General features: G+C 73.6%; 24 protein-coding genes and 1 pseudogene. 13 read left to right on the top strand and 12 right to left on the bottom strand.

Going from position 1 to position 21343, the window contains the following annotated elements; genetic code table 11:
• Positions 1-44: 44 nt before the first annotated feature.
• A complete protein-coding gene (locus ABEA81_RS39195) occupies positions 45-1502 on the top strand; it encodes an APC family permease (protein ID WP_345612623.1) in 1458 nt (485 codons plus the stop codon).
• A gap of 9 nt (positions 1503-1511) precedes the next feature.
• Here ABEA81_RS39195 and ABEA81_RS39190 read toward each other — a convergent pair whose 3' ends face one another.
• Both ABEA81_RS39190 and ABEA81_RS39185 read right to left on the bottom strand, forming a co-directional pair.
• Positions 1512-1799: a GNAT family N-acetyltransferase gene (locus tag ABEA81_RS39190; protein WP_345612665.1), complete on the bottom strand. Its 288-nt coding sequence runs from the start codon at positions 1797-1799 to the stop codon at positions 1512-1514.
• Between the two features lie 29 nt (positions 1800-1828).
• On the bottom strand, positions 1829-1963 hold the full coding sequence (locus ABEA81_RS39185; RefSeq protein WP_345612621.1) for a hypothetical protein: 135 nt from the start codon (positions 1961-1963) through the stop codon (positions 1829-1831).
• A gap of 91 nt (positions 1964-2054) precedes the next feature.
• On the opposite strand from ABEA81_RS39185, the pseudogene ABEA81_RS39180 reads away from it, so the two are divergent.
• From ABEA81_RS39180 to ABEA81_RS39170, 3 genes and pseudogenes are all read left to right on the top strand, one after another.
• Positions 2055-2651 (top strand): annotated as a pseudogene (locus ABEA81_RS39180) (alpha/beta fold hydrolase); the annotation flags it as partial.
• A gap of 59 nt (positions 2652-2710) precedes the next feature.
• Positions 2711-3085: an alpha/beta hydrolase family protein gene (locus ABEA81_RS39175; RefSeq protein ID WP_345612667.1), complete on the top strand. Its 375-nt coding sequence runs from the start codon at positions 2711-2713 to the stop codon at positions 3083-3085.
• Positions 3086-3199: 114 nt separating this feature from the next.
• Entirely contained in the window at positions 3200-4024 is an 825-nt protein-coding gene (locus ABEA81_RS39170; protein WP_345612619.1) for a hypothetical protein, read from the top strand.
• 353 nt (positions 4025-4377) lie between these two features.
• Here the strand turns inward: ABEA81_RS39170 and fahA are convergent, their stop codons facing one another.
• The 7 genes from fahA to ABEA81_RS39135 all read right to left on the bottom strand — a co-directional run bounded on the left by fahA (position 4378) and on the right by ABEA81_RS39135 (position 11099).
• On the bottom strand, positions 4378-5532 hold the full coding sequence (gene fahA, locus ABEA81_RS39165) for a fumarylacetoacetase (protein WP_345612663.1): 1155 nt from the start codon (positions 5530-5532) through the stop codon (positions 4378-4380).
• Entirely contained in the window at positions 5529-6725 is a 1197-nt protein-coding gene (locus ABEA81_RS39160; RefSeq protein WP_345612617.1) for a homogentisate 1,2-dioxygenase, read from the bottom strand. The genes fahA and ABEA81_RS39160 overlap by 4 nt, the downstream gene beginning before the upstream one ends.
• A complete protein-coding gene (locus ABEA81_RS39155; RefSeq protein ID WP_345612616.1) occupies positions 6635-8293 on the bottom strand; it encodes an FAD-dependent monooxygenase in 1659 nt (552 codons plus the stop codon). The genes ABEA81_RS39160 and ABEA81_RS39155 overlap by 91 nt, the downstream gene beginning before the upstream one ends.
• A gap of 8 nt (positions 8294-8301) precedes the next feature.
• Positions 8302-9261 (bottom strand): MBL fold metallo-hydrolase, encoded by a 960-nt coding sequence (locus ABEA81_RS39150; protein WP_345612614.1) that lies wholly within the window; start codon positions 9259-9261, stop codon positions 8302-8304.
• 78 nt (positions 9262-9339) lie between these two features.
• Positions 9340-9867, bottom strand: coding sequence for a MarR family winged helix-turn-helix transcriptional regulator (locus ABEA81_RS39145; protein ID WP_345612612.1), 528 nt, complete (start codon positions 9865-9867; stop codon positions 9340-9342).
• 23 nt (positions 9868-9890) lie between these two features.
• Positions 9891-10760 carry a sugar phosphate isomerase/epimerase family protein gene (locus tag ABEA81_RS39140; RefSeq protein ID WP_345612610.1) on the bottom strand — a complete coding sequence of 290 codons (870 nt, stop codon included), beginning with the start codon at positions 10758-10760 and terminating at the stop codon, positions 9891-9893.
• Positions 10761-10841: 81 nt separating this feature from the next.
• Positions 10842-11099: a WhiB family transcriptional regulator gene (locus ABEA81_RS39135; protein WP_345612608.1), complete on the bottom strand. Its 258-nt coding sequence runs from the start codon at positions 11097-11099 to the stop codon at positions 10842-10844.
• Between the two features lie 182 nt (positions 11100-11281).
• On the opposite strand from ABEA81_RS39135, the gene ABEA81_RS39130 reads away from it, so the two are divergent.
• The gene (locus ABEA81_RS39130; RefSeq protein WP_345612606.1) at positions 11282-11482 is read left to right on the top strand and encodes a hypothetical protein; all 201 of its coding nucleotides are present in this window, start codon (positions 11282-11284) and stop codon (positions 11480-11482) included.
• Between the two features lie 18 nt (positions 11483-11500).
• On the opposite strand, the gene ABEA81_RS39125 is transcribed toward ABEA81_RS39130, so the two are convergent.
• Positions 11501-11923, bottom strand: a complete 423-nt coding sequence (locus tag ABEA81_RS39125; protein ID WP_345612604.1) for a histone-like nucleoid-structuring protein Lsr2 — start codon at positions 11921-11923, stop codon at positions 11501-11503.
• Positions 11924-12030: 107 nt separating this feature from the next.
• Here ABEA81_RS39125 and ABEA81_RS39120 point away from each other — a divergent pair, with 107 nt between their 5' ends.
• Genes ABEA81_RS39120 through ABEA81_RS39105 form a run of 5 tightly spaced genes read left to right on the top strand, consistent with a single transcriptional unit; the run spans position 12031 to position 15629 of the window.
• On the top strand, positions 12031-12801 hold the full coding sequence (locus ABEA81_RS39120) for an IclR family transcriptional regulator (protein WP_345612602.1): 771 nt from the start codon (positions 12031-12033) through the stop codon (positions 12799-12801).
• Between the two features lie 24 nt (positions 12802-12825).
• Complete coding sequence (locus ABEA81_RS39115; RefSeq protein ID WP_345612600.1) at positions 12826-13941, top strand: cupin domain-containing protein; 1116 nt, start codon at positions 12826-12828, stop codon at positions 13939-13941.
• A complete protein-coding gene (locus tag ABEA81_RS39110; RefSeq protein WP_425570843.1) occupies positions 13938-14294 on the top strand; it encodes a hypothetical protein in 357 nt (118 codons plus the stop codon). The genes ABEA81_RS39115 and ABEA81_RS39110 overlap by 4 nt, the downstream gene beginning before the upstream one ends.
• On the top strand, positions 14291-14437 hold the full coding sequence (locus tag ABEA81_RS42870; RefSeq protein ID WP_425570841.1) for a fumarylacetoacetate hydrolase family protein: 147 nt from the start codon (positions 14291-14293) through the stop codon (positions 14435-14437). Before ABEA81_RS39110 ends, ABEA81_RS42870 begins: the two co-directional genes overlap by 4 nt.
• Position 14438: 1 nt before the next feature.
• Positions 14439-15629: an FAD-dependent oxidoreductase gene (locus ABEA81_RS39105; protein ID WP_345612598.1), complete on the top strand. Its 1191-nt coding sequence runs from the start codon at positions 14439-14441 to the stop codon at positions 15627-15629.
• Positions 15630-15725: 96 nt separating this feature from the next.
• On the opposite strand, the gene ABEA81_RS39100 is transcribed toward ABEA81_RS39105, so the two are convergent.
• Together ABEA81_RS39100 and ABEA81_RS39095 are read right to left on the bottom strand one after the other, a co-directional pair.
• Positions 15726-17333 carry an AMP-binding protein gene (locus tag ABEA81_RS39100; RefSeq protein ID WP_345612596.1) on the bottom strand — a complete coding sequence of 536 codons (1608 nt, stop codon included), beginning with the start codon at positions 17331-17333 and terminating at the stop codon, positions 15726-15728.
• 1 nt (position 17334) lies between these two features.
• The gene (locus ABEA81_RS39095) at positions 17335-18198 is read right to left on the bottom strand and encodes an amidohydrolase family protein (protein ID WP_345612594.1); all 864 of its coding nucleotides are present in this window, start codon (positions 18196-18198) and stop codon (positions 17335-17337) included.
• Between the two features lie 187 nt (positions 18199-18385).
• Here ABEA81_RS39095 and ABEA81_RS39090 point away from each other — a divergent pair, with 187 nt between their 5' ends.
• From ABEA81_RS39090 to ABEA81_RS39080, 3 genes are read left to right on the top strand one after another with little or no spacing between them, the layout of a single operon-like run.
• Positions 18386-19966, top strand: coding sequence for a histidine kinase (locus tag ABEA81_RS39090; RefSeq protein WP_345612592.1), 1581 nt, complete (start codon positions 18386-18388; stop codon positions 19964-19966).
• An 11-nt stretch (positions 19967-19977) separates the two neighbouring features.
• Complete coding sequence (locus ABEA81_RS39085; protein WP_345612590.1) at positions 19978-20880, top strand: SDR family NAD(P)-dependent oxidoreductase; 903 nt, start codon at positions 19978-19980, stop codon at positions 20878-20880.
• Positions 20870-21343, top strand: coding sequence for a MaoC family dehydratase (locus tag ABEA81_RS39080; protein WP_345612587.1), 474 nt, complete (start codon positions 20870-20872; stop codon positions 21341-21343). The genes ABEA81_RS39085 and ABEA81_RS39080 overlap by 11 nt, the downstream gene beginning before the upstream one ends.

Raw genomic sequence — 21343 nt, 5'->3', positions numbered from 1 at the left:
GGCCGTTCGGGTCGATCATCTGCTGGTCGGAAGGGGTGACTGCAATGGCGCAGAGCTCGACCACGGGTTCCCGGCTCCGCCGCGAGCTGAGCGTGTGGGAGGCGATCGGCCTCTCGCTGGCCCTCATGGCACCGTCGATGGCGGCCAACATCAACCCGCAGGGCACGGCGGGCACGGTCGGGCGTGCGGTGCCGCTGGCGTTCGCACTGGCCACCGTGGGCGTGCTGCTCATCGCGTACACGTTCGTGCGGCTGTGCCAGCGGTTCCACCACGCCGGCAGCGTCTACGGGTTCGTCGGCGCCACGCTCGGGCCGCGGGCCGGCGTCGTCGCGGGCTGGGCGCTGCTCGGTACGTACACGTTCTACGGCGTGGTGACCTCGACGGCCGCCGGGATCTTCGGCGCCGCGTTCCTGGAGGGGCTCGGGATCTGGACCGGGCAGCCGCCGTGGGCGGGCTTCGCGGTGGGGGCGGTCGCCCTGCTCGGGGTGCTCGCACTGGCTATCGCCCCGGTGCGCGGCGGCACGCGGGTGCTGCTGTCGATCGAGGGCGTCACGGTCGCGCTGATCCTCCTGGTCTCCGTGGTCATCCTCGTCCGGCTGGCCGGCGGCACCGCCCCGGGCGGGCACACCGTCGACCTGTCGGTCTTCACCGTCGCGCCGGGCACCGACGCCTCGGCGCTGTTCCTCGGCGTCGTGTTCGGCTTCCTGTCGTTCGCCGGGTTCGAGGCCGCCGCGACGCTCGGCGAGGAGGCCCGCGAACCGCGCCGCAGCATCCCGCGCGCGATCCTCGGCACCGCGATCTTCGGTGGCGTCTACTTCGTGTTCGTCACGGCCATCGAGGTGATGGGGTTCGGCACCGACGACGCGGGCGTCGCCGCCTTCACCGCGTCGTCGTCCCTGCTGGGCGACCTCGGCACGCAGTACGTCGCCTCCTGGGTCGGGCACCTCATCACGATCGGCGCCGCGATCAGCGCCTTCGCGTGCGCGCTCGCCTGCGCGGTGAGCGCGGCGCGGCTGCTGTTCGCGCTCTCCCGCGACGGGGTCGGCCCGGCGCCGCTGGCCCGGGTCTCCGCGGCCCGCGGCACCCCGGCCCTGGCGACGGTCACCGTGGTCGTCGGGATGTACGTGATCATCGGCCTCACCTGGTTCGTGCTGGGTGGGGAGCCGTTCACGCTGTTCGTGGCCTCGGGCACGATCGGCACGCTGATCCTGCTCGTCGTCTACGCCCTCGCCACCGTCGGCGCCGCGCGGCTGCTGTTCTTCTCCGGGCGCCGGGAGGTGGCGGCCTGGGAGATCGTGGTTCCCGCGCTCGCGCTGGTGCTGCTCGGTTACACGCTGCTCCGCAACGTCGTGCCGTACCCGGAGGGCGCGGCGGGGATCTACCCGGCGATCTCCGCGGCCTGGGTCCTGCTGGGCATCGTCCTCGTGATCGTGCGGCCCGGGGCCTCCCGGCGTGCCGGGCAGCTGCTCACGTCCAGTGAAGGGCTCGGCCGCACGACGTGAGGCGCCCGCTCAGCTCGCCCGCTCCGGTCGCAGCCAGACGGTCCACCGCTCGACGGCGATGTACCCCATCCGCTCGTAGACGGGCCGGCCGTCGTCGCTGGCGATGAGCACCGCGGGCCTCGCGGGGTCGCAGAGCGTGGCCGCCCAGGTCACGGCGGCGCCGGCACCGCGGCCGCGCGCCGCCGGCAGGGTGGCGACGAACTCGACGAGCGTGACACCGGCGTGCTGGTGCGCCGCCGCCACCGCGGCCGGCTCCCCGTCCGACCGGGCGAGCCAGACGCGCGTGGCCGGCTGCAGGAGCGACGGGGCGAGCAGGCTGCCCGGTGTCAGCGGCTCCAGCTCCGGCAGCGGGCGGCGGGACTGATCGCCGGGCAGAGGTTGAACGCCACGAGGACCACGGCGACGGCGAGGAGGAGCGCCCCGGCCCCCGTCCGGCCGGGCCGGGTCGTCGGTTCCGCCACGTCCGACATCCTCTCAGGCGCCTTGACGGAACCTTTCACCAGCAATAGTTTCATCTGAGAGTTTCCTCGCCGCCGGTCCCGAGGAGGTCCCATGACCGGACGCGACGCGCCCCACCACGTCCACGAGATCCCGGACCTCACGCTGGCCTGCGGTTCCACGCTGCGGCCCGCCAGGATCGCCTACCAGACCTACGGGACGCTCAACGCCGCGAAGGACAACGCGATCGTCTACCCGACCTGGTACTCGGGGCGGCACTGGGACAACGAGTGGCTGATCGGCGAGGACAAGGCCCTCGACCCGAACCGCTGGTTCATCATCGTCCCGAACATGCTCGGCAACGGGCTGTCCTCGTCCCCGTCGAACACGCCGCCGCCGTGGGACCGGGCGCGGTTCCCGCAGATCGCGGTGCGCGACAACGTCGCCGCGCAGCACCGGCTCGTCACCGAGGTCTTCGGCATCGAGAAGCTGGCGCTCGTGCTCGGCTGGTCCATGGGAGCGGGGCAGACCTACCAGTGGGCGGTGAGCCACCCGGAGATGGTGCAGCGGATCCTGCCGTTCTGCGGGTCCGCCCGCACCGCCCCGCACAACCGGGTGTTCCTCGACTCCCTGCGCTACGCCCTGCGCGCCGACGCGGCCTTCGCCGAGGGGTGGTACGAGCCCGACGCGCTCCCGGTGCGCGGCCTGCGCGCGTTCGCGCGCATCTACGCGGGCTGGGGGTTCTCCCAGGCCTTCTACTGGGACGAGGTGTGTGGCGGGAGCTCGGCTTCACCTCCCTCGAGGACTTCGCGGTCGGGTTCTGGGAGGGCTTCTTCCTCGACGGCCGGGACCCGAACAACCTGCTCACCATGCTCGACACGTGGTGGAACGGCGACGTGGGCGCCACCCCCGGCCTCTCGTCCACGGAGGAGGCCCTCGCCTCCATCCGGGCGCGCGCGATCGTCATGCCCGCCGAGAAGGACCTCTACTTCCCGCCCGAGGACGAGCGGTGGGCCGTGTCGCACATGAAGAACGCGGAGCTGCGGGTGATCCCCGGCGTGTGGGGCCACTTCGCGGGCGGAGGTGCGAACCCGGTGGACATCGCGTTCATCGACGAGGCGGTCGGGGAGCTCCTCTCGAGGTGACGCGCTCGGGTGTCCGGGGCCTCGCCGGTTCCGGCGTTCGCCCGACCACGTCGTCGATCGGACGCCGGCCCGTTGATCCTTCCGAAGCGGGCGACCCGGACGCACAATGGTGGGATGGACGGGCGGGAATCTGCCGGTAGGCGGTACGCCGAGCACCTGACCGATCACGACCTGCTGGTCCTCACCGGGGGGCGCGCCGACCAGGTGGCGGCGCTGCGGCGCGAGCCCACCCTCGTCCTGGACCTCCTCGACCGGCCCGGCGTCGCCGACGCGATCGTCACCGCACGGGCCGGCGAAGCGGAGCGCTTCCGGTACCTGTCGCCGTTCCTCGTGTTCGCCGCGGCGGTGCACCGGGTGGGGCCCACGCTGGTCGGGCGTTCCTACGTCGCCGACCGCGCGGGCCCGCGCTCGCGGGTGCCGGTCTTCGACGCGCCGGTCCTCGCGGCGTTCGCCACCGAGCCGGCGCACCGGCTCTTCCTCGCCGAGCTACTGGCGTCCTACGCCCGCGTGGTGTCCGGCACGGTGTTGCGCCGCAGCGATCGTGGCTGGCGACGGCAGCGGTGGAACGAGCTCGACCTCCCGCGCCTCGCCGGCCTCCTCGACGTCGTGACCCCCGTCGAGCAGCCGGGGATCTGGCGGCGCATCGGCGACGGCGCCCTCTTCCTCGCCGGGGTGTTCCCCGAGTACGCGGAGCGGTCCATGGGCCTGGTCGAGGTCGCGCGGCTGCAGCGCGCCACCGGCCTGCGCCTCACTTCGGCCGAGGGCGAGGTCGGCGAGCTGCTGGAGGAGCTGGCGGGCCGGGCCTACGAGAAGGCGGGCGCCGGCGTGCCGCGCGGCGTCGTCGAGTCACCGCGCACGGCGCGGCGCGTGCTCACGCTCGTCGCCGACCGGTACCTGTTCCCCGTGACGCTCGACTGGTTGCCGGCGCCCGGGGCCTGACCGGTCGCCGGCCGCTGCGAGGAACGGGAACGAGCGCATCGAGAAGACGGACCGGATCCGGTGGAGATCGGTAACGATCGGCCGCACCGAATGGAGATCCACCGCGTGAACCGAATCCCGCACTTCCCGATGTAGAGGTGGTGCAACACGCCGAGCGGTCGACGATCGAGGAGATCCGAACCGCCGGAGCCGCCCTCGGTACCGCCACCGTCGTCAGCCCCGTGCCGCTGTTCGGTGGCAACCTCGGGTTCCTGATCGGCGTCGGCCAGTTCGGCAGCGTGTGCGCGGAGCACGGCTGGAGCCCGCGGGCCGCGGGGCCTGGTCGACGAGTAGCGGCCCGTCCGGGCGGCCGGTCAGGGCGTGGCCGGCCGGATCGTGCCCGTGACCTCCCCGAACCCGATCCGGCCACCGTCCGCACCGGGGGCGGTGGCCGTGATCGTGACCTCGTCGCCGTCCTCGAGGAACGTGCGTTCCTCGCCCTTCACCGGGATCGGCTCGCGGCCGCCCCACGTCAGCTCGATGAACGCGCCGCCCTGCCGGCGGCGGTCCGCCCCGGAGATCGTGCCGGAGGCGAACAGGTCGCCGGTGCGCGCCGACGCGCCGTTCACGGTCATGTGGGCGAGCATCTGCGCGGGTGACCAGTACATGTCCCGGTACGGCGGGCGCGAGACCTCCTCGCCGTTCCACTCCACGACGAGCTCGACGTCGAGCCCCCAGTCCTCGCTCCCGCGCAGGTAGGGGAGGGGCTCGGGGTCCTGGCCGGGCAGCGGGACGCGCGCCGCCTCCAGGGCGGCCAGCGGCACCACCCACGGCGAGACGGAGGTGGCGAAGCTCTTGCCCAGGTGCGGCCCGAGCGGCACGTACTCCCACGCCTGCACGTCGCGGGCGGACCAGTCGTTGACCAGCACCGCGCCGAACACGTGGTCGGCGAAGTCGTCCACGCCGATGCGGCCGCCGAGCGCCGACCCGACGCCCACGACGAACCCGAGCTCGGCCTCGATGTCCAGCCGCCGGCTCGGCCCGTACGTCGGCGCGGCCTCGTCGGGGGCCTTGCGCTGCCCGCACGGCCGGACGATGTCCGTCCCGGAGACCACCACCGTGCCCGCGCGGCCGTGGTAGCCGACCGGCAGGTGCTTCCAGTTGGGCATGAGCGGCGCGGCGTCGGGGCGGAAGAGGCGGCCGAGGTTGGACGCGTGGTGCTCCGAGGCGTAGAAGTCCACGTAGTCGGCCACCTCGACCGGCAGGTGCAGCCGCACTTCGCCGAGCGGGTGCACGGCGCCCTCCGGCGGGCCACCGGCGAGGAGGTCCGTGATCTGCTCCCGCACCCGCGTCCACCGGTCCCGGCCCTGGGCCATGAACGCGTTGAGCGACGGCGCCGCGAACACCGGGTCGTCGAGCAGCACGGACAGGTCCACGACGTCGTCGCCGAGGCGCACGCCCACGCGCGGCGCGCCGCCCGCGGGGGAGAACACGCCGTAGGGCAGGTTGTCGAGCCCGAAGGGGGTCATCGGCCCGGCCCCCGGCCCGACCAGCTCCACGCGTAGGCGGGGTCCTCGGCGGCGCGGCCGCCCTCGCCCAGCTCCAGCGGCTTGAACGTGTCCACCATGACCGCCAGCTCGTCGAAGAACTCCGCACCCAGCGCCCGCTCCACCGCGCCGGGCTGCGGGCCGTGGCTGTGCCCGCCCGGGTGCAGGCTGATCGAGCCCTGCCCGATGCCCGATCCCTTGCGGGCCTCGTAGTCGCCGCCGCAGTAGAACATGACCTCGTCGGAGTCGACGTTCGAGTGGTAGTAGGGCACCGGCACGGCCAGCGGGTGGTAGTCCACCTTCCGCGGCACGAAGTTGCAGATCACGAAGTTGTTGCCCTCGAAAACCTGGTGCACGGGCGGCGGCTGGTGCACCCGGCCGGTGATCGGCTCGAAGTCCTCGACGTTGAACGTGTACGGGTACAGGCAGCCGTCCCAGCCGACCACGTCGAACGGGTGCGTCGGGTAGACGTAGCGGGTACCGGTGACCCCGCGGGACCCGCGGTGCTTCACCAGCACCTCGACGTCGGTGCCGTCGACGAGGAACGGGTCGCCCGGGCCGTGCAGGTCCCGTTCGCAGTACGGCGAGTGCTCCAGCAGCTGCCCGTACCGGGAGAGGTAGCGCTTGGGCGGCGCGATGTGCGAGTTGGCCTCGATGGCGTAGAGCCGCAGCGGGTCGGATCCGGTGGGGATCCACCGGTGCGTCGTCGAGCGGGGCAGGAGCACGTAGTCGCCCTGCCGCGCGGTCAGCACACCGAACACGGTCTCGACGGTCGCGGTGCCGGACTCCACGTACACGCACTCGTCGCCGAGTGCGTTGCGGTACAGGGGGGACGGCTGTCCGGCCGTGACGTAGGAGATCCGCACGTCGGAGTTGCCCAGCACCAGCCGCCGGCCGGTGACCGCGTCGGCGGCCTTCCAGTCCTCCCCGGTGAGCTCGTGCAGCTTCAGGTGCCGGGGGAGCAGCGGGCGGTTCTCGGTGAGGCCCTGGTCCGGCAGCTCCCACGGCGACGCGTCCACGATCGCCGACGGCACGCCGCGGTGGTAGAGGAGGGAGGAGTCGGAGGAGAAGCCCTCCTCGCCCATCAGCTCCTCGTAGTAGAGGCCCCCGTCGGGGGTGCGGTGCTGGGTGTGCCGCTTGGGCGGGATGTCTCCGACTCGCCGGTAGTACGCCATGGTGGTTCTCCTCCCGACTGGGTGGCGCGGGCGAGCGCCGCGCGGATCTCGTGATGAGTGGGGTTCCCGAGGACGGCGGCGACGTGCGCGTCCGGGCGGATGATCCAGACCTCGTCCGGGTGGGCGCCGAGCGTGCCCGCGAGGTCGACCCCGTCGAGGGCGACGACCCGAACCGGGCCGGGTGTGGTGGCTGCCGCCTGCCTGGCCGCCGCGACGTCGGCCCTGCCGCCGATGAGCAACAGGAATCCGGCGCGCGCGATCTCGCGCAACCGGACGCCGCCGGCCACCGGGGCGTCCGGGACGAGGACTCCCGGGCCGGCCGGCGGAACCGAGCCGCGCGGCGGCCTGCCGGCGAACGGCCGGGCCGGGTTCGGGGTCGTGAGCGGGGAGTCGACGTACCAGAACGGCTCGGACAGGCGGCCGGAGTCGACGAGCGCGCGGGCGGCGGGTTCGGCGGCCGCGCGGGAGAGGACGCCGCGGCGGTGGGCGGCCGCGACCTCGTCCTGCGGCACCAGGAAGTCCATGGTCGCCGTCGTGACGGCGATGTTCTCCAGCGCCGCGGCGTGCCGCTCGTCGTGGTAGGTGTCGAGCAGGGCGTCGGGTGCCCACCCGTGCCCGACGTAGGCGATCTTCCAGGCGGCGTTCTCCGCGTCGGCCACGCCCGAGTTGAGCCCGCGGGCGCCGAACGGCGAGACGAGGTGTGCGGCGTCGCCCGCGATGAGGATCCGCTCGCAGCGCATCCGGTCGACCAGGCGGGTGTGGAAGCGGTAGACCGACTTCCACACGATCTCGTAGTCCCGGTCGCCGATGATCGCCCTGATCCGGGCGTCCAGGGCGCCGGAGGCGGTCTCCTCGTCGAGGTCGTACCCGGCGGGCACCTGCCAGTCGATGCGGAACGTGGAGCCCGGGCAGGGGTGGATGAGCACCTGGCGCCCGGGGTTCCAGGCCGGGTCGAAGTAGAACCGGCGCTCGGTGGCCCATCCGGGCAGGTCGGTGCGGATGTCGCAGATCAGGAACCGGTCGTCGAAGGAGTGGCCCCCGAAGTCCACCCCGAGCATCCGGCGCAGCTCGTCGCACCGGGACCCGGCGCACACCACGAGGTAGGAGCCGCGCAGCCTCGTGCCGTCGGCGCAGCGCACGCCGACCCCGCTGGCGTCCTGCTCGACGGTCGTGACGTCGTGCCCCCACCGCAGGTCGACCAGCGGCTCGGCGGCGATGCGCTCGTCGAGGATCTGCTCGGTGCGGCTCTGGGAGATGTTCACGAACGGCGGGAACGCGGGACGGCCGGGATCGGCGAGCGTGTAGCTGAACAGCTCCGCGTCGCGGTAGAACGTCCGCGCGGTGGTCCACGTGACGCCCTCGTCGGCGATCCGGCGCCCGGCGCCGACCGCCTCCCAGATGTCGAGGACGTCGCGCTGCTGGCAGATCGCCTTCGACCCGACCGCGTCCCGCGCGGGCCGCCGGTCCAGGACGACCGTCGGGACACCCCAGCGGGCGAGCAGCAGTGCGGTCGTCTGCCCGACCGGGCCCGCGCCGAGGACGAGAACGGGGTCCATGGCCGTGTTCATGGCCGTGTTCACGACTGGAGCTGCGCCCAGACCTCCTGGTCGCGTTCCGCCGTCCAGATGATCGGCCGCTCGACGCCGGACAGCTCGTCCCACAGCCGCGAGACGTCGAAGGGCAGGCAGTGCTCGAAGATCGGCCAGTGGCCGTAGTCGTCGACGAGCGCGGCGTGGGTGGCCTCGAAGGCCTCCCTGAGGGTGCCGCCGCGTTGCTGCACGGCGCCGACCTCGCGGAGCATCACCTGCAGGAAGCCGCGGGTCTGCTCGATCGCGGCGTCGACCTCGGCGCGGCCGCGGCTCACCGCGCCCCGCCCGCCGACGAGCTGCTCGGCGCCGAGCGCCTTGACCCGGTCGAGGGTGCCGCCGGCCCAGTCGCGGTGGAACGCGTCGCCGGTGTAGAGCGCGGCCTGCGCCTCGACGAGGTCGCCCGCGAAGAGGATCTTCTGGCGGGGGAGCCACGCCGTGATGTCGCCCTCGGTGTGGCCGCGGCCGTGGTACTGCAGCACGAGGTCGCCGCGATCGCCGCCGAGGTCGATCGTCAGCCGGTCGGAGAAGGTCAGGGTCGGCCAGGTGAGCCCGGGCACCGAGTCGGCGCCGTCGGCCAGGCGCGGCATGCGGGCGAACTCGCTCTCCCAGTCCTCCTTGCCCCGCTCGGCCACGAGCGCGCGGGTGATCTCGTGGGCCACGATGACGTCGGCGTCGAACGCGGACGCGCCGAGCACGCGGACGGCGTGGTAGTGCGAGAGCACGAGGTAGCGCACCGGCTTGTCGGTGTGCTCGCGCAGCCGGTCCAGCCACTTGCGCGCGGCCACCGGCGTGGCGAGGGCCTCGAAGCAGACGAGGAAGTCCTCGCCCTCGATCGCCCCGATGTTGGGGTCGCCCTCGGCGGTCAGGGCGTACACGCCGTCGGCGAGGACCTCGAGCGTCTGCTCCTTCGCGGCGGTGTCGGCGGAGGAGGCGAACGGCTTGACCACGGTGTCGTCCTCTCGGCAATCAAAGGTTTAACTACCTCGGGACCGTAGAGCCTTCCGGCCATGAACACCAGGGGGCGCTCAGAACCGGTGGCTGACCCACTCCTCGGACCGGGCGGCCCGCGCGAGCTTCGCCAGCACGGTGTTGAACACGGCCAGCTCGTCGGGGGTGAGGAGCGCGGCCCACTCGGCCTCCCGCTCGTTGTGCACCCGCAGGGCCGCCTCGAGCCGGCTCGTGCCGTCGGCGCTGAGCGAGAGCACCACGCCGCGGCGGTCCCGCTCGTCGGGGACGCGTTCCAGGAGTCCCGCCGTGCTCAACGTCCGGGACAGGCTCGACACCGCCGCGCGGCTCATCCCGGCGAGCTCGGCCGCGCGGCTGGCCTCCTGGGGGCCGGTGACCCAGAGCGTGAACAGGAGCCGGAACGCCGACCAGCTCCAGCCGGCCGGCCGGTGCACGGTGGACTCCAGGTCGTACACGACCGTGCTCGTCACCCGGTACAGCAGCAGCACCATCGCCATGGCGTCGCGGTTCGTGCCCGGCAGCCGCTCCACCGTCCGGTCGGGGGCGATGTCGGCGAAGGACAGGAAGGCGTCAGGGTGCGGGCCCACCGATCGATGGTAGGGGGCTGTCGTCAGCGGCTGCCGAAGTGCTTCTCGATCAGGGCCGTGGCCTTCTCGCGCTGGCGGATGCTGATCTCCTCGGCGTGTTCCTCCCAGCCGAAGACGCAGGAGGTGATCACGCCGTCGAACCCGATCGCGGCGAGTGCGGTGAAGACCTCGTCGAAGTCGACCTCGCCGCGGCCGATCTCGGCGTGCTGGTGCACCCGCGCGGGGGAGCCGGGCGGGTTGACGATGTAGCGCAGCCCGTTCGACGCGGTGTGGTCGAGCGTGTCGGCGAGGTGGACGTGGGTGAGCTTCTCGCCCGCCGAGGTGATGATGCCCGTGGCGTCGTTGCCCTGGTGGAAGGTGTGCGGCGTGCAGTAGAGGAAGGAGATCCAGTCGCGGTTCAGCCCGCGCACGAGGTCGACCGCGGCGTGGCCGTCCTCGATGAAGTCGTCCGGGTGCGGTTCGAGCGCGAGCGCGACGCCCTCGCGTTCGAAGACCGGGATCAGCTCGTCCATCGAGCGCAGGAACTGGCTCTCGGCGTGCTCTGCGGCGTCCGGGCGGCCGTTGAACTCGGAGTTCATGGTGTCCACGCCGAGGTCGACGGTGATCTGGATGGCGCGCTTCCAGGCCCGGACCGCGGCCTGGCGTTCGTCCTCGCCGGGGCCGGACCAGCGCAGTACCGGGAGGACGGAGGCGATGCCGACGCCGGCGTCGGCGGCGCGCTTGCGCAGCGCCGCGACGCCCGCGTCGTCGACGCGGGGGTGGCCGAAGAACGGGATGAAGTCGGGCTTGGGCGACAGTTCCATCCAGGTGTGGCCCGAGCGCGCCACGACGTCGGGCAGCTCCAGCACCGAGTGCGTCGAGTAGAACATCTGCGGGTCGAGGGCGAGCTTCATCGCTGTCCTCCCGTGGACCGGCCGCGAGCACCCGGACGCTAGCCGCGCCACGTCCTTATGTCAAGACAAAGCGGCGAGCCGCTACGCCGCTCGCCGGGCGGTGCCCGTCCGGCGCAGCGCCCGGCGCTCGGTCTCGGTGGTGCCCCCGAAGATGCCGTGGTCGAGGCCGTTGTCGAGCGCGTACGCGAGGCACTCGGCGCGCACGGGGCAGCCGGCGCAGACGGACTTCGCCCGGTCCACCTGGCGTGCGCCGGGGCCCATCTCGGTCAGGGGGAAGAACAGTTCCGGGTCCTGGTCCCGGCAGGCGGCACCCTGCCGCCAGTCGTCGAAGTAGGGCATGGTGGTGCCGCCTCCAATCAGCGGTGAGCGCACGCGGGGCGGCCCCGCGTGCACTGGGGGTGGGCGCGCCGCGCGGTGGCGACGCAGATGAGGGATCGGCCGTCGGCGCGAACCCGCCGCACGGCCAGCCTTACCGACCCAACGCGCGGTCTCCACCGAATTGTTCCCGTTCGCACGTTCTGATGGCGCAGGAGTCGATCTGGCACGCTCCCGGCCCGTGGCCGCTGATCGCTTCGCCCTCGTCCTGCACCCCCGCCGCGACGTGTCGGCGGCGGTGGTGGTGGGTCAACCGCCGGTCCCTCGTGCTGAGCGAGGACGACCGGTTGCGGCTCGACCTGCCGCTGCTCCCCGAGGACCTGCGCGGCCGGCTCGACGCCCGATGAAGGGCCCGGCGCACCGGCTCAGGCGCGCGGGTTGAACGGGTCGGCCACCAGCGGCGCCGGCGCCGGGCGCGCCGGCGCGGCGACCGGCTTCCGGGACGGGCTCGGCTGCCGGAAGGGCTGCGGGACGACGGTGGGACGCGCGGCCTCCCCGGTGGCCTCCTCGGTGGCCTCCTCGGTGGCGTTCCCGGCCCGGGTCGGGACCACCCGGTCCTCGGGTCCGGGTGCCCGCCCGGGTGTCGTCGCCGCGCGCCCGTTGGGCACGGCCCGGGCCGCCGAGATGAACGGTGCGAGGGCCTCGCGGAAGGCGCTGAGGTGCGACTCCGACAGGTCGATCTCGTAGCTGCGGCCGTCCAGTCCGAACGACAGCGTCGTCACGGCGTGAGAGCCGTCGATGTCGTCGACGAGCCGAGTCATGACGTACCGCGCCAAGAACGTTCCCATTCCCCGAAGTGGCAGACCGGCTCGACAGTACGACACACGCCGGTTCCCCTTCGGGGGGGCCGCCCGAGTCCGCGGTGGTTCTGGTTGCTCGCCGTTACGATTCCGCTGTGAAGAACAAGCCGGCCTACGGGATCGACTCCGTCGACCACGCCCTGCACCTGGCGACGCTGCTGCTGCACGAGGGGCCGCTGCGGGTCACCGACGCCGCCGCGCGCCTCGGCGTCGCCCGGTCCACGGCGCACCGGCTGCTCGCGATGCTCGTCTACCGCGACTTCGCCGAGCAGGACGAGGACCGGCGTTACGCCGCGGGCCCCGTGCTGCGCGGTGCGGTGGCCCCGGAGCCGGTCGCCGACCTGCGCCGGCTCGCGCTGCCGCACCTCGAGGCCCTCGCCGCGCGGACCGACGAGTCGGTGAACCTCGTGATCGTGGTCGGGGACCAGGCCCGGTTCGTCGCCACCGTCGAGTCGACGCACGTCCTGCGGGTGGGCGACCGGGAGGGCCGGGTGCTGCCCGCCCGCCTGGCCTCCGGCGGGCGGGCGGTGCTCGCCGGCCGTCCGGAGGAAGAGGTCGTCGATCTCCACTCGGCCGTCGACTCCCCGGTGGCGGACGTCCCGGCCCTGCTGCGGGACCTGCGGCGGGTGCGCAAGCAGGGGTTCGCCGTCAACGACCAGGCGACGGAGACCGGCGTGACCGCGATCGGCCAGGCGGTCCCGTGCCCCGCGGGAATGGTGCCCGCCGCCGTGTCGATCGCGATGCCCACGGCCCGGTACCGCCGCGACCGCCTCCCGGAGTGGACGCGGGACCTCGCCACGACCGTCGCCAGGATCGAGCGGGACCTGGCAGATGGTTCTGTGCACCAGAACGGCGGCGCCCTCTGAGCGGGACAGCCTTAGCGTTGCGGGATGACCACGACGCTCTCGCCGGTGACGCTGAAGGCGGTCGACGGGCCGGGGCAGCCGGAGCGGACCCCGGCGCTCGAGGACCTCTACCGCGGGTTCGAGCAGGAGCTGCTCGTGCCGTTGTGGACCGAGATCGGCGACCTGATGCCGACCAGCCCGCGTCCGGCCGCGCAGGCGCACCTGTGGCGCTGGCAGAACCTGCTGCGGCTGGCGGAGCGGTCCGGGGACCTGGTGCCGGTCGGGCGCGGCGGCGAGCGCCGGGCCATCGCGCTCGCCAACCCGGGGCTCGGCGGCGCCCCGTACGCCACGCCGACGCTGTGGGCCGCGATCCAGTACCTGAACCCGCGTGAGGACGCCCCCGTCCACCGGCACACCCAGCACGCCTTCCGGTTCGTCGTGGAGGGCGAGGGCGTCTGGACCGTGGTCGACGGCGACCCGGTCGCCATGCGGCGAGGCGACTTCCTGCTCACCCCGGGGTGGCGGTTCCACGGCCACCACAACCAGGCCGACCAGCCGATGGCGTGGCTCGACGGGCTCGACATCCCGTTCGTCCACCAGGTCGGATCCGCGTTCTTCGAGCTCGGCCCGGACGAGGTCGCCGACCGCTCGACGCCGGCCCGCTCCCGTGCCGAGCGGCTGTGGGCCCACCCGGGCCTGCGGCCGGTCTCGCAGCCCGGCCCCACCCCGAGCTCACCCATCGCCGCGTACCGGTGGGAGCACACCGACGCGGCCCTCACCGAGCAGCTCGCGCTCGAGGACGAGGGCCACCGGGGAGTGGTGGAGCCGGGACACGCGGCCGTCCGGTTCACCAACCCGACCACGGGTGGCGACGTGATGCCGACCATCCGCGCGGAGATGCACCGGCTGCGGCCGCGCACCACCACCGCCACCCGCCGGGAGGTCGGCTCCGCGGTCTGGCAGGTGTTCGACGGCACCGGCACCGTGCGGGTCGGCGAGCGCGAGTGGCGGGTCGGGCGCGGTGACCTCGTCGCCGTGCCGTCCTGGGTGCCGCTGACGGTCACCGCCGACAGCGGTGTCGACCTGTTCCGCTTCTCCGACACCCCGATCTTCGAACGCCTGCACGCCGACCGGGTGCAGGTGGAGGGGGCGCCCGCGTGAGGCTGACGACCCTGCGCACCCCGGACGGCACCCGCGCCGCTCGCGTCGAGGGCGGGTCCGCCGTCGAGATCGACGCCCGCGACGTGGGCGCGCTGCTCGCCGACCCGGCGTGGCGCGAGCGTGCGGCGGCCGCGGACGGGCCGCGCCACGACCTCGCGGACGCCGACCTCGCCCCGCTGGTGCCGCGCCCGGGGAAGATCTTCTGCGTCGGCCTGAACTACCGCACCCACATCCTGGAGATGGGCCGGGAGCTCCCCGAACACCCGACGCTCTTCGCGAAGTTCGCCGAGGCGCTCCGGTCGCGCTGGTCGCCTACATCTCGCGGATCGTCACCCTCGACCCGGGCGACGTGATCGCCACCGGCACGCCGGGCGGCGTCGGCCATGCGCGCGAGCCCGCGCGCTACCTCACCGACGGGGCCGTCCTGACCACCGGGATCGAGGGCCTGGGCAGCCAGCGCAACGTCGCGCGCGCCGCGGTCCCCGAGCCGGTGTGACGTGAGCGCCGACGTGGACGCCGTCGTCGTCGGCGGTGGCATCGGCGGGCTCGGGAGCGCACTGGCGCTCGCGCGCGCGGGCTACTCGGTGCGCGTCCTCGAGCAGGAGCCGGAGTTCGGTGAGGTGGGCGCCGGCCTGCAGATCGCCCCGAACGCGACCCGCCTCCTGCGCTGGGCCGACCTGGTCGACGAGGTCGTCGACCTCGGCGTCACCCCGCGCCGCCTCGTGCTGCGCGACGCCCTCGACGGCAGCGAGCTCACCCACCTTGACGTGGCCGAGACCGCGCGCCGCTACGGCGCGCCGTACGTGGTGACCCACCGCAGCGACCTGCTGTCCGCCCTGCTGCGGGGGTGCCGGGAGGCCGGCGTCGACCTCGTCACCGACGCCGCGGCCCACGACGTGGAACTCGCGCCCGACTGCGCTGTCGCCGTCGGGGCCGGAGCGGCGGGGGAGCAGCGGCGCCGCGACGCCGGCCGCGTCGTCATCGCCGCCGACGGCCTCGGCTCCCGGCTGCGCGCCCGGGTCAGCGACGACGAGCCGGTGAGCTCCGGCTACGTCGCCTACCGGGGTGCGCTCCCGCTCGCCGACCTGCCCGACACGTCGGGCCTGGCCCTCGACGACGTCGTGGTCTACATCGAACCGGGCTGCCACTTCGTGCAGTACCCGCTGCGCCGTTGCGAGATGTTCAACCAGGTCGCCGTGTTCCGGTCGCCGAAGGCACTCGCCGGCGAGGCGGAGTGGGGCACCCCGGACGAGCTCGACGCCGCCTTCGCCCGCGCCTGCGGCCGCATCCAGGAGGCGCTGCCGAACCTGTGGCGCAACCGCTGGTGGCGCATGTACGACCGCGAGCCCGTCGACACGTGGGTGGACGGGCGCCTCGTCCTCACCGGCGACGCCGCCCACCCGATGCTCCAGTACCTCGCCCAGGGCGCCTGCCAGGCCCTCGAGGACGCCGCCCAGCTCGCCGAGCAGGCCACCAAGGCGCGCACGGACGGCGGCACCGACTGGGACCGGGCACTGGCCGCCTACGCAGAGATCCGCACCGTCCGCACCGCCCGCGTGCAGCGCACTGCGCGCCAGTGGGGCGATCTCTGGCACTGCGACGGCCTGTTCCGCGCCACCCGCAACGCGCTGCTGCGCGACCGCGACCCGAGTGACTACCGGTACGTGGATTGGTTGTACGGGGGTTGATCCGCTGACACACCAACATCTGCGCTGACACCCGAACTGCAGTTGGTGTGTGACGGCAGATGTTGGTGTGTGACGCGTCCGGGTGGCGCGGTGTCCCTACGCCGATCCGCGCTCGACGATCTCCTTGGCCCGGGCCACCTCGAGCTTGCCCGTCGGGGTCCGCGGCAGCCGCTCGACGAGCACGATGCGGCGCGGCACCTTGTAGCCGGCGAGCGTGCGCCGGACCCAGTCCTGCAGCTCCCGCTCGGCGGGCGCCGCGGGCGTCGCGACGACCGCGGCCACGCTCTCGCCCCATGCCGGGTCGGGGACGCCGACCACCGCGCAGTCGGTGACGTCGGGGTGGGTGAGCAGGGCGTTCTCGACCTCCTGGGGGTGCACCTTCTCACCGCCGGTGTTGATGAAGCCCGAGCGGCGGCCCAGGAAGTGGATCGCCCCGTCGGCGTCGATCCGGGCGTGGTCTCCGGGGATGGCGTAGCGGACGCCGTCGATCGTGCGGAAGGTCGTGGCCGTCTTCGCGCTGTCCTTGTAGTAGCCCAGTGGCATCGGCCCGCGGTAGGCGAGGACGCCGACCTCGCCGCTGCCGGGTCCGAGGATGCGATCTCCCGGGCCGATGACCGTGGTGGCGGGCACCGGGAGGAACCGGGACCGGAGGTCGTCCACCGAGCGCGTGATCGCGAACGCGAACGGTCCGCCCTCGCTGGAGGCGATGGCGTCGGTGATCGTGACCTGCGCGCGCTCGTGGAGGGCCCGCTTGAGGCGGTCGCTGAACGCGGTACCGGAGCTGATCACCCCGCGCAGCGCCGAGAGGTCGTGCGGCCTGCCGGCCTCCTCGGCGGCCACGAGCTCGTCGACGAGCGGCCGGGCGACCGCGTTGCCCGCGACGATGATCGTGCTGACGCGCTGCGGCGCGACGGTCTCCCACACGCGGCGCGGGTCCAGCCGGCCCGGCCCGGCCGTGACCGCCCGGCCGCCGACGAGCAGGGCCCCCATCGTGTTGAACATGCCCGTGCCGTGCATCAGCGGGACGACCGGCATCATCGTCGGCGCCCGCCCCTCCCTGCGCGCGGCCACCGCCACCCGCACCGCCTCGTCGAGCGTGGCCGGGAGCGTCGTGCGACCGAGCGGTCCGAAGACCGCCACCGCGATGCTGTGCAGGAGGTCGGCCTGCCGCCAGATCACCCCCTTGGGCTTGCCCGTCGTGCCGCCGGTGTACATGAACAGCCGGTCCGAGCCCGGGCGAGGGGTGTGCGGGCGTGGGGGAGTGCCGGCGAGCAGCTCGTCCAGCTCCCCGGCGTCCGGGCCGTCGCCGGGGCCGACGCGCACCAGCAGGCGCAGGGTGCGGACGTGCTCCGCGGCGTGCGCGACGTTCGCGCCGAGCGTTCCGCTGAACACGACCGCCGCGGCGTCCGCGTCGGTGAGCAGCTCGGTGAGCTCGTGGCCCGTGTAGCGGTAGTTCGCGTTGACCGGGATCGCCCCGAGCTTGAACGCGGCGAACACGGTCTCCAGGTAGGCGGTGCCGTTGTAGAGGTAGCAGGCCACCGTGTCACCGGGCCCGACGCCCGCCGCCTCGAGCGCGGCGGCGAGGCGGGCGGCGCGGTCGTCGAACTCGGCGTAGGAGAGGTCACGGCCGGGCTCGGAGACGGCGATCTCGTCCGGGAGGTGGTCGGCCACGGCCTCCCACACCGTCCCGAACGAGGCGTCCACGTCAGGCCCCGAGGCCGAGCAGCCGGATCGCGTTCTCCTTGAGGATCAGCGGCCGGACCTCGTCCTTGAGGTCGAGCTTCGCGAAGTCGGTGAGCCAGCGGTCCGGCGTGAGCGCCGGGAAGTCCGAGCCGAAGAGCACCTTGTTCTTCAGCAGCGAGTTCGCCTGCTTGACCAGCTGCGGCGGGAAGTACTTCGGCGACCAGCCGGACAGGTCGATGTAGACCTGCGGCTTGTGGCCCGCCACCGCGAGGGCCTCGTCCTGCCACGGCACCGACGGATGGGCGATCACGATCGGCATGTCGGGGAAGTCGACCGCCACGTCGTCGAGGTGGAGCGGGTTGGAGTACTTCAGCCGGATGCCGCCACCGCCGCGCTGGCCCGAGCCCACGCCGGTCTGACCGCTGTGGAAGAGCGCCGGCAGTCCGGCCTCGGCGATAACCTCGTAGAGCCGGTACGCCATCCGGTCGTTCGGGTAGAACTCCTGGGCGCTCGGGTGGAACTTGAACCCCCGCACGTGGTGGTCCTCGATCAGCCGGCGGGCGATCCGCACGGCCGCGGCGCCGCGGCCGGGGTCGACGCTGGCGAAGGGGATCAGGGTGTCGGCGTACTCCGCGGCCTGCTCGGCGATCTCCTCGTTCGAGACGCGCGGTTCCCGCCCCGTGCGGGTCAGGGAGTCGACCGTGAAGACGACCGCCGCCATCGACCGCTCCCTGTAGTAGGCGGCGAGCTCGGGGACGGTGAGCTCGGGGATCTCCCCGAACGTGCCGGCGAGGGAGGCGGCCTCGCCGCCTGATCGCTCCCCGTCGCTGACGGATGCCAGAACGTGGGTGTGCACGTCGATCGCGGTCAGCCGGGTGACGTCCATGGGACAGAGGTTAGAAAGGGCGCCGGGGCGCGCACAGCGCGCAATGACCGATCGGCCTTGGCCCGCCGACCCGGTGCGGCCGAGACACATGACGCGGATCGGCCCCGGAACGGGGCAGCGGGATGACGGCGCGCACCGCGCCTGGGCATGCTGGCGGCCGGACAGGGAGAGGCCGGGAGGAGGTCGGATGCCCGGTCGAGGTTCCGGAGTCGCCGTCGCGCCGGCCGGTGGACCGCTCGTGGACTGGTCGGAGCTCACCGAGCACGCTCCCGACGGGCTCGCGGTCGTGGACGGCGAGGGCCGCTTCGTCCAGCTGAACGCCGCAGCGGTGGAGCTGTGCGGGCGCAGCCCGGACGACCTCGTCGGCATGCCGGCGCCGTTCGAGCTCGCCCGCCCCGCACCGGCGGGCGCGGCGGGACTGCTCGAGGACGAGCCCGCCGAGCAGGTGTCGATCTGGGTTCCCGCCGCGGGCGTCCGCCGGGAGTTCGCCTACCGCGCCCGGCCGCTGCCCGGACCGGGCCGCGCCACGGTCGTCGCCTTCCGCGACGTCACCGCGGAGCGGCACCGGCAGCGGCGGGTGGCGGCGATCGCGCGGGCGTCGGCGACGCTCACGTCGGCCCGGTCGGTCACGGCGATGCTCGACGCGCTGGCCCGCGAGGTCGTGCTGGCCGACGCGCTCGCGGCCGTCCAGATCATCACCTTCGACGGCGCCGGCCGGACCCTGCAGATCATGGGTTCCGCCGGGTTCGGGCGGTGGCCGGACTTCTTCGACCGCCTCATGCGCTGCCGGGAACGCGGTGGGACGTTGCGCATGCTCGACGCGCTCGACCAGCGGGAACCGGTGGTGGTGCCGCACCGCTGGCGCATGATCAAGGACGACCCCGCGTGGGAGCCGCTGCGGGAGTACCTCAGCGAGCTCGAGTGGGACTCGTTCGCCAGCGTCCCGCTGATGATCCGCGGTCGGACGGAGGGCGTGATGAACGCGTTCTTCGCGCCGGGACAGGTCGTCGGCCGGTCCACGCTGGAGTTCCTGGTGGCGATGGCCGAGCAGGCCGCGGTGGCGGTGGACTACGCCGCGCTGCTGCACGAGGAGCGCGCGCTCGCCCGCCGGGAGGAGCGCCAGCGCCTGGCCCGCGACCTGCACGACTCGATCGTGCAGCAGGTGTTCTCGGTGGGGATGCAGGCGAAGTCGCTCGCCGTGCTGGGCGGCCGGGGCGGCGCGGTGCCCGCGGAGAACGTGCGGCGGATCGCCGGCGAGATCGAGGACCTGTCGAAGACCGTGCTCGCCGACCTGCGGGCGATGGTCCACGAGCTGCGGCCGTCGACGTCGGCGCAGATCGGGCTGGGGGAGGCGGTCCGGGCGCTCGTCGAGAGCACCGGCAACCGGACGGGCCTGCGGTTCGACCTGGTCGTCGGGGATGGTCTCGGCGAGGTGGGCTCCGAGGTCGCCGAGGACGCCTACCGGATCGTCGCCGAGGCAATCCACAACGTCGTCAAGCACGCCGAGGCGTGTGCCGTGACCGTCCGCGTCGCGATCAGGGACCACGTGCTGACCGTGACCGTCGCCGACGACGGGCGCGGCGTGCGCGCCGCCCGCGCGGCCACCGGTCCCGGCACGTCGGACCGGTACGGGCTGACGAGCATGCGTGAACGCGCGGAACGGTGGGGCGGCACGCTGCGCGTCCGGCCCCGATCGGGGGCCGGTACGTCCGTGCGGGCCGTCATCCCGCTCCCGGTCTCCGTGCCCCACGAGAGGGTCGACAACTGAGGAGGAACTCCATGCTCGACGGCAGGGTTGCCGTGGTCACCGGGGCCGGGCGCGGCCTCGGCCGCTCCTACGCGCGGGCGCTCGCCGCCGCGGGTGCATCCGTGGTGGTCAACGACCTCGACGCGGACGTGGCCGACGAGACGGTGGCGGCGATCGTCGACGCCGGCGGGAACGCGGTGGCCGAGGTCGGCGCCGTGGGCGGGTCCGAGATCGCCGACGCGCTCGTCGCCCGGGCCGTCGACGAGTTCGGCCGGCTCGACGTGATGATCACGAACGCGGGGGCGCTGCGCGACAGGACGCTGCGCAACACCACGGACGAGGACTTCGACCTGGTGGTCACCAGCCACCTGCGCGGCACCTTCACCTGCGGCCGCGCCGCCGTCAAGCGGTTCCGGGAGCAGGGCGAGGGCGGTCGGCTGATCCTGGTCGGTTCCCCGGCCGGGCAGCGGGCGAGCTTCGGCCAGACCGCCTACTCCGCGTCGAAGGGCGCGATCGTCGCCATGATGCGCACCTGGGCCGTGGAGCACACGAAGATCGGCGTGACGGTGAACGCCATCGTCCCGACCGCGCTCACCCGCATGGTCGCGACCATCCCCGGCCTCGGGGAGCTCGTCGAGAAGGCCGACCGGGGTGAGCCCGTCCCGGCGGACGTCCGCAGGCGCGGCCTCGGCACGCCCGACGACGTCGCTCCGCTCGTCGTGTACCTGGCGTCGGCCGACTCGTCCGCGGTCACCGGCCAGGCGATCGCCGTGGGCGGCGACCGCATCGCCCTGTGGACGCACCCCGGCCAGGTCGCCGAGCAGCTGCGGCCGGGCGGCTGGACCCCGGAGGCGGTGCGCGACCTGTTCGCCGGCGAGCTGAAGGGTGAGCTGCAGGAGTTCGCGCCTGCCCCGGCCGACCGGGATGGGAACTGACGTGGCCGCGCTGGTGGTCGACGGCATCGAGGGGGTCCGCGCGCTGCCGACCGGGGAGGAGCTGGGCCGCAGCGAGCTGTACGAGATCACCCAGCAGGCCGTGGACCGGTTCGCGGAGGCCACCGCGGACCACCAGTGGATCCACGTGGACCCGGAGCGGGCGAAGGACGGCCCGTTCGGCGGCACCATCGCCCACGGGTACCTCACCCTGTCGCTGATCCCGCGGTTGATGCCCGAGATCGTCGAGTTCACCGGCTTCCGGATGGTGGTCAACTACGGCTGCGAGCGCGTCCGCTTCCCGTCGCCGGTGCCGGTGGGGAGCAAGGTCCGCGCTTCCGCCGTGCTCGACGCCGTCACCGAGGTGACGGGCGGCGTCCAGCCCGCCATCACCGTGACGATCACGGTGGAGGGCACCGCCAAGCCGGCGTGCGTCGCCACGATCCTCGTGCGGCACCTGGTCTGA

This window comes from Pseudonocardia adelaidensis (genome assembly GCF_039543345.1).
In the GTDB taxonomy this organism is placed as follows: domain Bacteria; phylum Actinomycetota; class Actinomycetes; order Mycobacteriales; family Pseudonocardiaceae; genus Pseudonocardia; species Pseudonocardia adelaidensis.
Note: the sequence above shows the minus strand (reverse complement) of the source record. Positions and strands in the feature narration are given on the sequence as shown.

What these genes read in the sequence shown, in the direction of transcription:
- ABEA81_RS39140 (WP_345612610.1), bottom strand. Translation starts at nt 10,760, where the DNA reads ATGAAGCTCGCCCTCGACCCGCAGATGTTCTACTCGACGCACTCGGTG.
- fahA (WP_345612663.1), bottom strand. Translation starts at nt 5,532, where the DNA reads ATGACCCCCTTCGGGCTCGACAACCTGCCCTACGGCGTGTTCTCCCCC.
- ABEA81_RS39160 (WP_345612617.1), bottom strand. Translation starts at nt 6,725, where the DNA reads ATGGCGTACTACCGGCGAGTCGGAGACATCCCGCCCAAGCGGCACACC.
- ABEA81_RS39080 (WP_345612587.1), top strand. Translation starts at nt 20,870, where the DNA reads ATGGGAACTGACGTGGCCGCGCTGGTGGTCGACGGCATCGAGGGGGTC.
- ABEA81_RS39095 (WP_345612594.1), bottom strand. Translation starts at nt 18,198, where the DNA reads ATGGACGTCACCCGGCTGACCGCGATCGACGTGCACACCCACGTTCTG.
- ABEA81_RS39115 (WP_345612600.1), top strand. Translation starts at nt 12,826, where the DNA reads ATGACCACGACGCTCTCGCCGGTGACGCTGAAGGCGGTCGACGGGCCG.
- ABEA81_RS39170 (WP_345612619.1), top strand. Translation starts at nt 3,200, where the DNA reads ATGGACGGGCGGGAATCTGCCGGTAGGCGGTACGCCGAGCACCTGACC.
- ABEA81_RS39125 (WP_345612604.1), bottom strand. Translation starts at nt 11,923, where the DNA reads ATGGGAACGTTCTTGGCGCGGTACGTCATGACTCGGCTCGTCGACGAC.
- ABEA81_RS39135 (WP_345612608.1), bottom strand. Translation starts at nt 11,099, where the DNA reads ATGCCCTACTTCGACGACTGGCGGCAGGGTGCCGCCTGCCGGGACCAG.
- ABEA81_RS39085 (WP_345612590.1), top strand. Translation starts at nt 19,978, where the DNA reads ATGCTCGACGGCAGGGTTGCCGTGGTCACCGGGGCCGGGCGCGGCCTC.
- ABEA81_RS39155 (WP_345612616.1), bottom strand. Translation starts at nt 8,293, where the DNA reads ATGAACACGGCCATGGACCCCGTTCTCGTCCTCGGCGCGGGCCCGGTC.
- ABEA81_RS39090 (WP_345612592.1), top strand. Translation starts at nt 18,386, where the DNA reads ATGCCCGGTCGAGGTTCCGGAGTCGCCGTCGCGCCGGCCGGTGGACCG.
- ABEA81_RS39130 (WP_345612606.1), top strand. Translation starts at nt 11,282, where the DNA reads ATGGCGCAGGAGTCGATCTGGCACGCTCCCGGCCCGTGGCCGCTGATC.
- ABEA81_RS39195 (WP_345612623.1), top strand. Translation starts at nt 45, where the DNA reads ATGGCGCAGAGCTCGACCACGGGTTCCCGGCTCCGCCGCGAGCTGAGC.